This is a genomic window from Saccharothrix australiensis (genome assembly GCF_003634935.1).
In the GTDB taxonomy this organism is placed as follows: domain Bacteria; phylum Actinomycetota; class Actinomycetes; order Mycobacteriales; family Pseudonocardiaceae; genus Actinosynnema; species Actinosynnema australiense.
This window is the reverse complement of record NZ_RBXO01000001.1, coordinates 3,921,332-3,933,939: the sequence shown is the minus strand read 5'-3', so window position 1 is coordinate 3,933,939 and position 12,608 is coordinate 3,921,332. Positions and strand designations below refer to the sequence as shown.

Sequence of the window (12,608 nt, the reverse complement as noted above, 5' to 3'; positions counted from 1 at the left end):
CGTCTCCCTCATGTGTCTCAGGGAGGCGCCCTTGGGTGAGTGTCGTACCGGGTCGAGCGTGGCGGACCGTGGTCCGTTGCAGCGCCTCTCGACCCTGCGTCCCAAGATATCGCAAGCGCGCAAGCGCCACGGCCGCCGACCGGCGGGCGCGGCGGTCCGAGGTGCGGCCACCCGCCGACCACGCGCGTGGCCGGGGCCGTCCGGTCGCACGCGGAGCGCGGCACCGCCGCGGTGTCGGGGACCGTTCCGGGTGGAGTGCCGCGACCCTGCCCGGCGCGCGGTCGCGGGGCGTTTCCCGACCGGACCGCCGGGCGTCGCCGTCACCCGGTGATGGCGGGGCTCAGGATTTGCACCCGTCGAAGAAGACGATCTGGTTCTCCTTCTTGAGGTCGGCCTTGCCGCAGGTGAACACGACGTCCTCGATACCGGTGATGTGCACGTCGCCGCCGTCCGGCTGCACGCGCTCGGGCACCGTGCACGCCAGCCCGACCGGCCCCTTGGCTTCGGCCGGGTTGATGCCCGACAGCACCAGCGCCAGGCGGACCTCCGGCACGGAGGCACTGGTCAGCGCGTTGCACGTGTACTTCTGGTCGACGCGTTCGCGTGGGGGTGAGTCGGCGGCGGCGACACCGCCGCCGATCATCGTGCTGAACGCGAACACCGCGACGAGCGCTTTGCGATTTCCGATCGACATGACCGCCACCATCTCTCCCGAATCGGCGCGGGGAACACCACGACCCAGATTACCCACGCCTTCGGCGGGCGCAGGGGAATCGACCGAAAACCCACCACGGTGCTATCGGAGAGGCATTTCGGATCACCCGATCAGCGCGCTTTCGCGATTTTCGCGACGGACCGCGACGACGATGACCCGATTCGGACGCACCGACGGATGACGCGCCGCGGGCAGCGCACTCCGGCTCCCCGTGTCGCTCCACAGTGGACACGGCCGAGCCGGGCCACCCCGACCGGCGTGGCGCGGACCGCGCCGGGCCGTCGGCCCCGATACTCCACTGTGGACGTGCCCCGACCAGGGGTCGGACGGCGGCGAGAACGACATGGTTCCGGAACTTCAACATCGCTTCCGTCACAGTCCACGTCGTGGGAGCGGGGCCGGGACGGTAGCCCGATCGGCCTAGGGTGAGCGCGTTTCACCCGCTCAAGAGGTCAGGTGGCCGTGTCCGAACCCTTGTCCGTCACCGGCGTCCGCTCGCCGTGGACGACCATCCGCTCCGTGCTGCGCCGGGACCGCTGGGCGCTGGCGGGCGCGGTCACGATCGCGCTGCTGGCGCTGCTCGCCCTGGGCGCGGACGTGTGGACCGCGATCGAGGGGCAGGACCCCTACACCTACCGCACCGAGGCGCTCGACCCCGCCACCGGCGCGCCCGCCGGGCCGCTGGGCGGCGTGAGCGGCGACCACTGGTTCGGGGTCGAGCCGCTGACCGGCCGCGACCTGTTCGCGATCGTCGCGCACGGCGCGCGCACGTCGTTCCTCATCGGCCTGACCGCGACGCTGCTGTCCGTGCTGCTGGGCGTCGTGCTCGGCGCCGCCGCCGGCTACCTCGGCGGCGTGGTGGACCGGCTCGTCACCTGGACCGCGGACGTGCTGCTGGGCTTCCCCTACCTGGTGTTCATGATCGCGCTCGCGGCCGTGGTGCCCGCCGAGGTGCCGCGCCCGGCGCTGCTCATCGTCGTCATCGGGTTCTTCGGCTGGCCCTCGATCGCCCGGATCGTCCGGGCCCAGACGCTGACGCTGCGCACGCGCGGGTTCGTGTCGGCCGCCCGGTCGCTGGGCGCGGGACCGGCGCACGTGTTCCGGCACGAGCTGCTGCCCAACCTGTGGGGCCCGATCATCGTGGTGTCCACGCTGTCCATCCCCGGCAAGATCGGCTTGGAGGCCGCGCTGTCGTTCCTCGGGCTCGGCATCCCGCCGCCCACGCCGAGCTGGGGCCGCGCGATCAGCGCCGCCGTCGACTGGGTCGGGACCGACCCGATGTTCCTGGTGTTCCCCGGCGCGGCGCTGTTCCTGGCCACGTGGGCGTTCAACGTCCTCGGCGACGGCCTGCGCGACGCCCTCGACCCGCGGACGGCGGTGCTGCGCTGATGCGTACCGCGAAGTTCGCCGGCACCCGGATCGCCGGCGCGGTGCTGGTGCTGTTCCTCGTCGCCCTGAGCACCTACGCCGTGTTCTACCTGGTGCCCGCCGACCCGGCGCTCCAGGCGTGCGGCCGGCCGTGCACCGAGCAGAACCTGGCCCTGGCGCGGGAGTTCATGGGCTACGGCGACCCGTGGTGGCGGCAGTTCCTGGACTTCGCCGGCGGGATCTTCACCGGCCGCACGTTCGGCTCCGGACCGACCGCGATCGTCTGCGACGCGCCGTGCTTCGGCTACTCGTTCGCGCAGAACACCGACGTGCTGGCGCTGATCGGCGAACGCCTGCCGGTCACCGCGTCGCTGGCGCTCGGCGCGGCGCTGCTGTGGCTGGTCACCGGCGTCGGCGCGGGGGTGGTCGCGGCGCTGCGCCGCGGCACCGCGTGGGACCGGGTCGCGCTGGCGTCCTCGGTCGCGGGCGTGTCCGCGCCGGTCTACCTGATGGGGCTGCTCGGCATCCTGCTGTTCGGGTTCACCCTGGACGTGGTGCCGGTCGGCGGGTACGTCCCGTTCACCACCAGCCCCGTGGACTGGGCGTGGCGGCTGGCGCTGCCGTGGGCGGTGCTCGCGTTCTCCCACGCCGCCGTCTACACCCGGCTCACCCGCGCGCAGATGCTGGACACGCTGGGCGAGGACTACATCCGCACCGCGCGTGCCAAGGGCCTCACCGAGGCCAAGGTGATCGGCAAGCACGCGCTGCGCAACGTGCTCCTGCCCGTCGTCACGGTGTTCGGCGTCGACCTCGGCGCGCTGCTGGGCGGCGCGGTCATCACCGAGCGGGTGTTCGGCCTGCCCGGCCTCGGCGGGCTGCTCATCGACGCGGTCGGCCAGCGCGACCTGCCGCTGCTGCTGGGCTGCACGCTGTTCGCCGCCTTCCTCATCGTCACGGCGAACGTCGTGGTCGACCTCTGCTACGGCGCGCTCGACCCACGCGCCCGCCTGTCCTGAGCACACCGCCCGATCCGGGCGCGCCGCCCGGCCCGAGAACCCCGCTCGACCCGAGAACCCCTAGGAGACACCGGAAATGACCAGACGTCGCTTGGCCGTGGCAACCGCGATGGCGGGTGTGCTGGCCCTGACCGCCTGCGGCGCGAACCAGGCGCCGCAGGGCGCCGGGCAGGCGACCGCGACCCGCGGCGGCACCCTGCGCATCCTGTCCGAGGGCCAGACGGTCAACTTCGACCCGGCCAAGAGCGGCAGCCTGGCGATCACGTCGCTCGGCCTGGTGCACCGCAGGCTCACCGGGTGGCTGAACAAGCCCGGCGAGCAGGCCAGGGTGGTGCCCGACCTGGCCGACGCGGGCAAGACCGACGACGGCGGCCGGACCTGGACGTTCACCCTCCAGGACGGGCTGAAGTTCAGCGACGGCACGCCGATCACCTCCGCCGACGTCAAGTGGGGCGTCCAGCGGTCGTTCGCGCCCGCGTTCTCCGGCGGCCTCGGCTACCACAAGCAGCTGCTCGAAGGCGGCGCCGACTACCGCGGCCCGTTCGAGGGCGCGGAGCTGGCCGGCATCGAGACCCCGGACGCCAAGACCATCCGGTTCCGCCTCGTCCGGCCCTACGGCGACTGGCCGTGGGTGGTCAGCACGCCCGCGTTCGCGCCGGTGCCGCACGGCAAGGGCGCGGAGCCGGACTACTCCGAGCACCCCGTGGCGTCCGGCCCGTACCAGCTCGCCAAGTACCAGAAGGGCGTCGAGGCGAAGCTGACCCGCAACGCCCACTGGGACCAGAAGACCGACCAGGTGCGCGCCGGCTATCCCGACGAGATCGTGTTCCAGCTCGGGCAGGACGCCTCGGTGATCTCGCAGCGGCTGTCCGCCGACTCCGGTGACGACAAGACCGCTTTCGGCTCGTCGTTCGTGTCGGCCGCGCAGCTCGCGCAGGTCACCGGCAACGCGTCGGCGAAGGACCGCATCGTCACCTCCAAGTCCGGCGCGCTGGCCTACCTGGCGCTCAACACCGAGAAGGCGCCGCTGGACAACCCGAAGGTGCGCGAGGCGTTCCAGTACGCGGTCGACAAGACTTCGTTCCAGATCGCGTCGGCGGGCAACGCCCAGCTCGCGGGTGACATCGCGACCACGCTGATCACCGAGGGCATCACCGGGCGCGAGAAGTTCGACCTGTTCCCGGCCCCGCCCGCGGGCGACCCGGAGAAGGCGAAGAAGCTGCTCGCGGAGGCCGGGTTCCCCAACGGCCTGGAGAACCTGGACTTCCTGGTGAGCAAGACGAACAACGCGCCGGAGAAGGCGCAGGCGCTCCAGGCGTCGCTCCAGCGGGCGGGCATCAAGACCACCATCCGCACCCTCGACGGCGACGCCTACACCGAGGAGACCAGCAACAGCCCCGTCGCGAAGTTCGACCTGACGCTCGCCTCGTGGCAGCCCGACTTCCCCAGCGCCAACGCCAACATCCAGCCCCTGTTCGCGTCCTCCGAGATCGGCGGCGGCGGGTACAACCTGTCCCGCTACCGCGACGCGGAGGTCGACCGGCTCATCGACGAGGCGCAGGCCACCGTCGACCCCGACGAGGCGGGCCGCAAGTGGGCGGCCATCGACAAGCGGGTGCTCAAGGACTCGCCGATCGTGCCGCTGATCTACACGCGCAACTCGTTCCTGCGCGGGTCGAAGGTGGCCAACCTCTACATCGCCGACTTCCCGGCCTACCCGAACTACCTCCAGGTCGGTCTGAGCTCGTGAGCGAACCGCTGCTGGCTCTGCGCGACGTCACGGTGGAGTTCGGCGGCGGGCGCCGGCCGGCGGTCCGGGGCGTCACGCTGTCCCTGGCCGCCGGCGAGGTCCTCGCCGTGGTGGGCGAGTCCGGCTCGGGCAAGACCGTGACGGCGATGTCGCTGCTGCGGCTGCTGCCCGACACCGCGCGCCTGTCCGGGACCGCCCTGCTGGACGGGCAGGACCTCTACCGGATGAGCCCCGCCGAGCTGCGCGCCGTGCGGGGCGGCCGGGTGGGCATGGTGTTCCAGGAGCCGATGAGCGCGCTCAACCCGGTGTTCACCATCGGCCACCAGCTCGTGGAGGCCGTGCGGGCGCACCGCCCGTGGGGCGCGCGGCGGGCGCGGGAACGCGCGGTGGAGCTGCTGGCGCTGGTCGGGCTGCCCGACCCCGAGCGGCGGCTGCGGGCCTACCCGCACGAGCTGTCCGGCGGCCAGCTCCAGCGCGTGGTCATCGCGATGGCCGTGGCCTGCGAGCCGGCGCTGCTGATCGCCGACGAGCCGACGACCGCGCTGGACGTCACCGTGCAGGCCGAGATCATCGACCTGCTGCGCGACCTGCGGGACCGGCTCGACGTGGCGATCCTGCTCATCACGCACGACATGGGCGTGGTGGCGGGCCTCGCCGACCGGGTGGCCGTGATGAAGGACGGCGAGGTGGTCGAGCAGGGCGGCGTGGTCGAGCTGTTCGCGCGGCCCCGCCACCCGTACACCAGGGACCTGCTGGCCGCGGTGGTGTCGCTGACGCCGCCGGACGGCGGGCCGGCGCGGGCGGAGGAGCGGTCCGCGCCGTCGCCGGACGCCGCGCTGGTGGTGGACGACGTGTCCGTGGTGTACGGCGGGCGGTTCGGGCTGCCCGGCGTGCGGGCGGTGGACGGCGTGAGCCTGCACGTCGAGCCCGGCGAGGTGCTGGGGCTGGTCGGCGAGTCCGGCTCGGGCAAGAGCACGCTGGCATCGGTGATCACGGGCCTGCGCTCACCCACGTCCGGGCGGGTCACCGTCGCCGGCCGGGACCTGAGCGCGCTGGGCCGGCGTGAGCGGCGGGCCGCGCGGGGCCGGGTCGGCGTGGTGTTCCAGGACCCGGCGTCGTCGCTCAACCCGCGCGCGACCATCGCCCGCACCATCGCCGAGCCGCTCATGCTGCACCCGCGCGACGTCGACCCGGACCGGCGGGTGGACGAGCTGCTGGAACTGGTGCGCCTGGACCGGTCCTTGCGCGACCGGTACCCGCACGAGCTGTCCGGTGGGCAGAAGCAGCGCGTGGGCATCGCCCGCGCCCTGGCGCTGGACCCGGCGCTGCTGATCGCCGACGAGCCGACCTCCGCGCTGGACGTGTCGGTGCAGGCGCAGGTGCTCGACCTGTTCCGGTCGTTGCAGGAGCGGTTGCGGTTCGCGTGCCTGTTCATCAGCCACGACCTGGCGGTGGTGGAACGGCTCGCCGACCGGGTGGCCGTGCTGCGCGACGGGCGGGTGGTGGAGCAGGGGCCGGCGGCGGAGGTCCTGACGCGTCCTCGGGACGCCTATACGGCGCGGCTCATCGCGGCGGCGCCCGTGGCCGACCCGGTGCTGCAACGCGAACGCCACGCGCGGTGGCGGGAGATCGCGGGCTGATCGGCGATCGGCCGGGTCCGCCCGGTTCGAGCGGGACCGCTCCAGGGCGCCCGGTCGAGGGTAACCCGGTTCGAGCGGGGCCGGCCTGGTCTCCCCGGTCGGCGGGGGCGGTGGCCGTTCACCGGGTGGCGGGCCCGCGCCCCCGTCCCGCCGGGTCGTCGCCGAGGACGGTGCGCAGGGCGGAGATCGACGGCGCGAAGAAGTAGCCGCCGCCGGTCGGGCCGGCGAAGTCCTGCGCGGCCGTGAGGACCGCGCCGCGGCCGCCGTGCCGGCCGTGCCCGTGGTCCGCCGGGTCGTGCCCGCGCGCCCGCCGCCGGTGCAGGAACTCGAACTGCTCCACGATGGACGTCTGGTAGGACAGGAACAGCAGGCCGCGGTCGGCGGTCGGCTCCTGCTCGTAGGTCGGGCCGTAGGGCAGGCCGCGACGGAGGACGCGGCGGTGCGCGGGGATCTCGTGCGCGGGGATCTCGTGCGGGGGCAGGGGGTGCGGCGGTTCGATCGCCGCCGGCACCGCGTCGGCCGCGTGGGGTGCGGGCACGCTGCCGGGCCACCGGCCGACGTGCCCCGCCAGCCGCGATCCGGTGCCGCCGCGGACCGGGTGCAGGGCTCCTCCGGCCATGAAGCGGCGGAACGCGGGCACGTCCTGCCGCAGCCGGCGGAACACGAGGTACGAGCCGTTGACGCTCCACGCCGGACCGGGCCGCCGCACCGGACCCGCCCGCCACGGGACGCTGCCCTCGCCGGGGTAGCCGAACACGAACTCGCCGGGCCACGCCGGGTGCCGCCCCGACGAACCGGACCACCGCGTGCCCGCCTGCCGCGCCTCGGGCCACCGCGTCCCCGGCCGCCCGGCCTCGGGCTGCCGCGCCCCGAATCGCCGCGCCTCGTACCGCCACCGCTCGCTCTGCCCGCGCTCGGCCTGCCGGCGTTCGGGCCGCCACCGCTCGGCCTGCCACCGCTCGGCCTGCCACCGCTCGGCCTGCCACCGCTCGGCCTGCCACCGCTCGGGCTGCCGAGCCTCGGGTCGTCCCGCCCCGGACCACCGGTCGCGCGCGGTCCGCGGCGCGCCGGCCACGACGCCGGGCAGGCCGCGCACGTCCGGCTGGCCCGCGCCGTCCGGGAAGCCGAAGTGCCCCGAGCCCGCCGCGTCGAGCCGGTGGCCGTCCTCGCGGTAGACCACCGCCAGGCCGTGCCGGCGGGCGAGGGAGGTCGTGCTCGCCACCAGTGCCGCGAGGGTCGCCGGCACGTCGGCGGCCAGCACCAGCAGCACGTCGGGGTCGCGCACGACCCAGTCGTCCGGGTGGCCCGGCCCGTCGGTGGGATCGCCCAGCGAGGCCGACCGGGCGGCCATGCCGAGCTGGAACGCCAGGTCCGTGAACGCGTCCAGGTCGCCCCGCGCCTCGCCCAGCAGCTCGTGCAGCGCCCGCCGCGAGAACGCCACGCTCGACCACGCGTCACCGGCGTCGACCGCTCCCCCGTGCCCCACCACCCGCGCGTCGACGCCGCCGACCGCGCCCGGCTCGGCCGCCACCCGCCCCGGTCCGGCGGCGGCCACCGCCTGGGCCAGCGTGGTGATCCGCGGCGCGATCGCCGCGCACCAGCGCCGGGCCGCCGCCGCGTCGGTGATGTCCAGGGCGAGCACGGTCAGGTGCGGCTTGCGGAAACCGGGGACGATGTCGCCCTGGATCTCGTGCCCGGCCAGCGTCGGCTCCGGGTCTGGTCGCATGGCTGCTCCTGGCTCGGCCGCGCACCGGCGCGGTGGCGGGAACGGCGCGGCGGCCGGTTTCCCGCGCCGCGAACGTCGCTCCGACGCTAACCAGGAACCGCGCCGCCGTGCGCACACCATCGGTTGGTTCGCATCGCCTGTGGCGTAACGGTATGTGCAGCCGGCACGGCGTTCCGGGTGGCGGTTTCACGCGAACAGGTCGACCTGCGGGCGCGCCGCGCCCCGGCCGCCGGGTTCCAGCCGGGCGCAGCGGCTCGGGCACGTGGAGAGCACCGCGCACGGTGCCGTCGTCGCGTCGAGGCGGGCGCGGACCAACCCGCCCCGACCATCCCAAGTGGACACCCGGTGCGGACGGCCGCCCGGTGCGGCGGCGCGGGACCGGCGCGGCGGGTCGGGCCGGCGGCGGTGGTCGCGGTGGACCGGCGGGTTAGGGTCTCCCGCATGGTCAGGGTCACGGCGCCCGCGCGGCCGGACGTGCCGGGGCGGATCGAGGCGGAGTTCGACGCCGCCGTGCGCCGGTTCACCGGTCCCGTCCGCGGCGTCGGGGTGGTCCTGATCGGCGTGTTCGGCGTCCTGTCGCTGCCCGCCGACCGGCTGCCGGAGGGGTTCGCGCTGCTGGGGTTGACGCTGGTCGGCGCGGTGGCGGACGTCGCGTCCCCGCGGGCGGCGCTGGTGCCGGCCGTGGTGCGGGTCGTCGCGGTGTGCGCGGTGCAGGGCCGGCTCGGCGGCGGCGCGGACCAGTGGGCGCTCAACGTCCTCACCACCACCGCCATCACGCTCCAGTGGCAGTGGTCGCCCAGGGTGACGGTGCCGATCACGGCCGCGCTGGTGGCCGTGCAGGTGTTCGCCGCGGGCTCGGGCGGCGCGGTGCCGCGGGTCGTCGTGGAGTGCGCGTGCGCGCGGCTGGCGTTCCTGCTGGTGCGCCGCTCCACGCGCCGGATCGACGCGCTGAGTGCCCGGCGGGGCGCGCTGGAACGCGCCGAGGCGCTGGCGCTGGACCGGCGCCGCCGCGAGCGGGAGTACCTGGCCCTGTTGCACGACACGGCGTCGGCGACGTTCCTGATGGTCGCGACGCACGGCGGCGACCTCGACCCGGCCGCCGTCGCCGGCTACGCGCGCCGCGACCTGGCGGCGCTGACCGGTGACCCCTGCGCGCCGCACGACCACCCCATCGACGTCGCCACGTCGCTGCGGGCCATGGCGGACGGGGTCGCGCTGGACGTGCGCGTCGACGGCGGCGACGCGCTCGTGCCGGCGTTCGTGGCGCTGGCGCTGACGCGCGCGGCGCGCGAGGCGCTGACCAACGTCGAGCGGCACGCGGGGACGGGCGCGGCGACGTTGTCCGTGCGCGGCGACGGCGACGGCGTGGAGGTGACCGTCCGCGACGCCGGCCGCGGGTTCGACCCGGCCGGGGTGTCCGGGCACCGGCGCGGCATCCGGGAGTCCGTGGTGGGGCGCATGGCGGCCGTCGGCGGGACGGCCGACGTCACGTCCGCGGCGGGCCGTGGCACGACCGTCCGGCTGCGGTGGCCGGATGGCTGACCACTCCGCGTGGGCCGCCGGCCAGGTGTTCACCGCCATGCGGCTCGTCGTGTTCGTCGTCACCGCGGTCGTGCAGTTCGGGCTCGGGGTCGTGCCGCTGCTGGCGTACGACCACGGACCGGGCGCGCCGGTGGCGTCCGGCCTGTTCACGCTGGTCCTCGTGGTGATCGGGTGGTGGGTCGTCCGGCGTCGGGCGCTGCCGCCGCCCGTCGTGGCGGTCGCGGTGGTGGTGGAGCTGGGCGCGTCCGCCCTGGCGAACGCGGCGTTGCCGCCCGGCGGGCACTTCGCGGCGCCGCACTGGTCGTTCGGGTTGGTCGGGTGGCACCTGCTGCTGTTGCTGCCGGACCGGGTCGGGCTGCTGCTCGCCGCGCTGGCGGCGCACGTCGGGCTCAGCGTCGGGCAGTTCGCGCTCGCGGAGACGCTCGACCGGGCGGCGCTCGGCGGCGCGGGCGTGGTGGTGCTCAGCACGACCAGCTTCCAGCTCGGCGTCCTGGTGATCGCCCACGTCCTGCGCCGCAACGCCCGTCGGGCCGCCGAGGTCGCGCACGAGCGGGAGCGGGCGGCGGTGCGGGCCGCGCTCGCCGAGCAGTGGGCCGACGACCTGCGCGCGGGTTTCGCGGGCCGGCTGGGTGCGACCCTGCCGCTGCTGGCCGACCTCGCCGACGGCGTGCTGGACCCGCGCGACCCGGACGCGCGCCGGCGGTGCGCGCTGGCGGCGACCCAGCTGCGGCGGCTGTTCGCGGAGGACGACGACGTGCCCGACCCGCTGGTGAACGAGGTGGCGGCGTGCGTGGACGTCGCCGAGCGGCGCGGTGTCGCGGTGTCGCTGGCGGTCAGCGGCGAGGCGTCGCCGGTGCCGACCGAGGTGCGCAGGGCCCTGACCTGGCCGGTGGCCGCCGCGCTGGCCGCGGCGCGGTCGACGGCGCGGGTGAGCCTGCTGCGCGCGGCGGGCGAGGTGCGGGTCGCCGTGCTGGCGGACGCGCCGGTCGAGGTGGGCGCGGTGTCGGAACTGGTCGAGGTCGAGTCCGACACCCACGGTGGTCGGACGCGGACGGAGGCGCGATGGCGGAGTTGAGCGCGGTGGTGGTGGACGACCACCCGGCGGTCCGGGCCGGGGTGGCGTACTGGTTGTCGTCGGGCGCGCCGCCGTTCCGGGTGGTCACGGGCGAGGACGTGGGCGCGGCGTGGCAGGGCGAGGGCGCGCGGGCCGACGTCGTGCTGCTCGACCTGCACTTGGGCGGGCCGACCCCGGTGCTCGGCGACCTGCGGCGGCTGGCCGACGCGGGCCGGCGGGTCGTCGTGTACTCGATGCGGGCCGACGACGCGATCGCGTTGCGGTGCCTGGAGCTGGGCGCGCTGTGCTACCTGACCAAGGCCGAGGGCGAGGAGCACCTGGTGCGGGCGGCGCACGCGGCGGCCGGTGGCAGGTCGTACACGCCGCCGTCGCTGGCGGGCGCGCTGGCGGGCGACCGGTCGGACCAGCGGCCCGCGCTGTCGGCGCGGGAGACCGAGGTGCTGGTGGAGTGGTTCCAGTCGGAGTCCAAGGAGTTCGTGGCGAAGCGGTTGGGCATCGCGGTGAGCACCGTCAACACCTACCTGGAGCGCATCCGCGTCAAGTACGCGTTGATCGGCCGGGAGGCCCCGACCAAGGCCGCCCTCGTGGCGCGGGCCATCCAGGACGGCCTGATCAGCGTCGACGACCTGTGACCGTGCGGGCCGTGCGTGGCGGTAGTGCGCGGGTGCGGTAGCCGTGCGCGCGGACGCGGGGTGCCCGGTGCGTGCTTCCGGTTCACGGCCGTGGTGCGAACGACCGACAGTGGGATGACGCCGATCGGGCTAGCGTGTCGGCATCCCCCGGTTCGTCGCACGCAAGGAGCCCCGTCTTGACGCACGTCCGCGCCACCCTGCTCGTCGCCGGAGCGGCCGTCCTGATGCTGTCGGCGTGCGGCGGCCAGACATCCGGCACCGCCACGCCCGGCACCGCGACGCCTGACACCGCCACGACCACCACCGCGACCACCACCGGGTCGGAGAAGCCCTCGGGCAGCACCGCCGCCACCCCGGCCGCACCTGGCGACGTGACCGCGCCGGGCACGAAGCTCAAGGTCGGCGACCGCGCGGTGGTGCCGTTCCGGTACGGGACGCAGAAGAGCGGCACGATCGCCCTCACCGTCACCGCGATCGAGCAGGGCGACAACGCCGACCTGGTGAAGTTCGGCGACAAGGCCAAGGGCATCACGCCGTTCTACCTGCGGGTGTCCGTGGAGAACGTCGGCGGCACGGACCTCGCGCACAGCTCGGTGAGCCTGCGCGGCCTGGGCGCGGACGGCAAGGGCACCGGCGTGATCATCAGCGGTGACACCGACAAGTGCGAGTCGGAGACGGCGGGCAAGGGCTTCACCACCGCCGGCGCGAAGTACGAGACGTGCGTGCTCCAGGGTGCCCGCGAGGGCGCGAAGGTCGTGTCGGCGAGCTACAACGAGGGCGACGGCTACGACAAGTCGCCCCTCGTCTGGCAGGGCTGACCCGGCCGCCCGCCAGGGCCCGGCTCGGGCGGGAACCGTTGCGCCACAAGTATTCCACCTCATGTGCGGCCGGGCCCTCCGTGGCCCGGCCGCACCACGTCGTCGATGGCCGGACCGCCGGAAGCTACCCGGTCCGGCCGTCGCGGTACAGGCCGGCCGCCCGCCGCCCACCCCGTGGGACGCGCACGCCGCGTGTTGACCCGGTGGCGCTGTGCTGTTGAAGTAGGACGCGTGTCGGAACCGACGGTGTTGACCAAGCGCAGGCACGTGGACTTCGTCCGCGTCGCCGCACAGGACTGTCCCGCCCGATAGGCCCCGCCGTCCGT

General features: G+C 75.0%; 11 protein-coding genes and 1 riboswitch. Of the genes, 8 read left to right on the top strand and 3 right to left on the bottom strand.

The annotated features are described in order from the left end of the window. Window positions 1-16 precede the first annotated feature (16 nt). Window positions 17-96: riboswitch (S-adenosyl-L-homocysteine riboswitch) on the bottom strand. 244 nt (window positions 97-340) lie between these two features. After that, a complete protein-coding gene (locus C8E97_RS16940; protein ID WP_147455147.1) occupies window positions 341-694 on the bottom strand; it encodes a hypothetical protein in 354 nt (117 codons plus the stop codon). 483 nt (window positions 695-1,177) lie between these two features. Between C8E97_RS16940 and C8E97_RS16935 the strand changes: the two genes are divergently transcribed. From C8E97_RS16935 to C8E97_RS16920, 4 genes are all read left to right on the top strand, one after another. Beyond that, window positions 1,178-2,104 carry an ABC transporter permease gene (locus C8E97_RS16935; RefSeq protein WP_246018943.1) on the top strand — a complete coding sequence of 309 codons (927 nt, stop codon included), beginning with the start codon at window positions 1,178-1,180 and terminating at the stop codon, window positions 2,102-2,104. Further along, entirely contained in the window at window positions 2,104-3,099 is a 996-nt protein-coding gene (locus C8E97_RS16930) for an ABC transporter permease (protein ID WP_121006604.1), read from the top strand. Before C8E97_RS16935 ends, C8E97_RS16930 begins: the two co-directional genes overlap by 1 nt. A 76-nt stretch (window positions 3,100-3,175) precedes the next feature. Beyond that, on the top strand, window positions 3,176-4,849 hold the full coding sequence (locus C8E97_RS16925; RefSeq protein WP_121006603.1) for an ABC transporter substrate-binding protein: 1,674 nt from the start codon (window positions 3,176-3,178) through the stop codon (window positions 4,847-4,849). Next, on the top strand, window positions 4,846-6,489 hold the full coding sequence (locus tag C8E97_RS16920) for a dipeptide ABC transporter ATP-binding protein (RefSeq protein ID WP_121006602.1): 1,644 nt from the start codon (window positions 4,846-4,848) through the stop codon (window positions 6,487-6,489). The genes C8E97_RS16925 and C8E97_RS16920 overlap by 4 nt, the downstream gene beginning before the upstream one ends. Before the next feature lie 118 nt (window positions 6,490-6,607). Here the strand turns inward: C8E97_RS16920 and C8E97_RS16915 are convergent, their stop codons facing one another. Both C8E97_RS16915 and C8E97_RS34640 read right to left on the bottom strand, forming a co-directional pair. After that, window positions 6,608-8,215 carry a Dyp-type peroxidase gene (locus C8E97_RS16915; RefSeq protein ID WP_121006601.1) on the bottom strand — a complete coding sequence of 536 codons (1,608 nt, stop codon included), beginning with the start codon at window positions 8,213-8,215 and terminating at the stop codon, window positions 6,608-6,610. Window positions 8,216-8,401: 186 nt separating this feature from the next. Beyond that, window positions 8,402-8,557 carry a hypothetical protein gene (locus C8E97_RS34640; RefSeq protein WP_170211886.1) on the bottom strand — a complete coding sequence of 52 codons (156 nt, stop codon included), beginning with the start codon at window positions 8,555-8,557 and terminating at the stop codon, window positions 8,402-8,404. 99 nt (window positions 8,558-8,656) lie between these two features. On the opposite strand from C8E97_RS34640, the gene C8E97_RS16910 reads away from it, so the two are divergent. From C8E97_RS16910 to C8E97_RS16895, 4 genes are all read left to right on the top strand, one after another. Then, window positions 8,657-9,757 (top strand): sensor histidine kinase, encoded by a 1,101-nt coding sequence (locus C8E97_RS16910; RefSeq protein WP_121011666.1) that lies wholly within the window; start codon window positions 8,657-8,659, stop codon window positions 9,755-9,757. Beyond that, window positions 9,750-10,832, top strand: a complete 1,083-nt coding sequence (locus tag C8E97_RS16905; RefSeq protein WP_121006600.1) for a hypothetical protein — start codon at window positions 9,750-9,752, stop codon at window positions 10,830-10,832. The genes C8E97_RS16910 and C8E97_RS16905 overlap by 8 nt, the downstream gene beginning before the upstream one ends. Beyond that, complete coding sequence (locus C8E97_RS16900) at window positions 10,820-11,464, top strand: response regulator transcription factor (protein ID WP_121006599.1); 645 nt, start codon at window positions 10,820-10,822, stop codon at window positions 11,462-11,464. The genes C8E97_RS16905 and C8E97_RS16900 overlap by 13 nt, the downstream gene beginning before the upstream one ends. A 176-nt stretch (window positions 11,465-11,640) precedes the next feature. Beyond that, window positions 11,641-12,282 carry a hypothetical protein gene (locus C8E97_RS16895; RefSeq protein ID WP_121006598.1) on the top strand — a complete coding sequence of 214 codons (642 nt, stop codon included), beginning with the start codon at window positions 11,641-11,643 and terminating at the stop codon, window positions 12,280-12,282. The last annotated feature ends 326 nt before the right edge of the window (window positions 12,283-12,608 follow it).

Excerpts from the sequence above, each read along its gene's own strand:
- C8E97_RS16940 (WP_147455147.1), bottom strand. The coding sequence starts at position 694 with ATGTCGATCGGAAATCGCAAAGCGCTCGTCGCGGTGTTCGCGTTCAGC.
- C8E97_RS16930 (WP_121006604.1), top strand. The coding sequence starts at position 2,104 with ATGCGTACCGCGAAGTTCGCCGGCACCCGGATCGCCGGCGCGGTGCTG.
- C8E97_RS16925 (WP_121006603.1), top strand. The coding sequence starts at position 3,176 with ATGACCAGACGTCGCTTGGCCGTGGCAACCGCGATGGCGGGTGTGCTG.
- C8E97_RS16915 (WP_121006601.1), bottom strand. The coding sequence starts at position 8,215 with ATGCGACCAGACCCGGAGCCGACGCTGGCCGGGCACGAGATCCAGGGC.
- C8E97_RS16910 (WP_121011666.1), top strand. The coding sequence starts at position 8,657 with ATGGTCAGGGTCACGGCGCCCGCGCGGCCGGACGTGCCGGGGCGGATC.
- C8E97_RS16905 (WP_121006600.1), top strand. The coding sequence starts at position 9,750 with ATGGCTGACCACTCCGCGTGGGCCGCCGGCCAGGTGTTCACCGCCATG.
- C8E97_RS16900 (WP_121006599.1), top strand. The coding sequence starts at position 10,820 with ATGGCGGAGTTGAGCGCGGTGGTGGTGGACGACCACCCGGCGGTCCGG.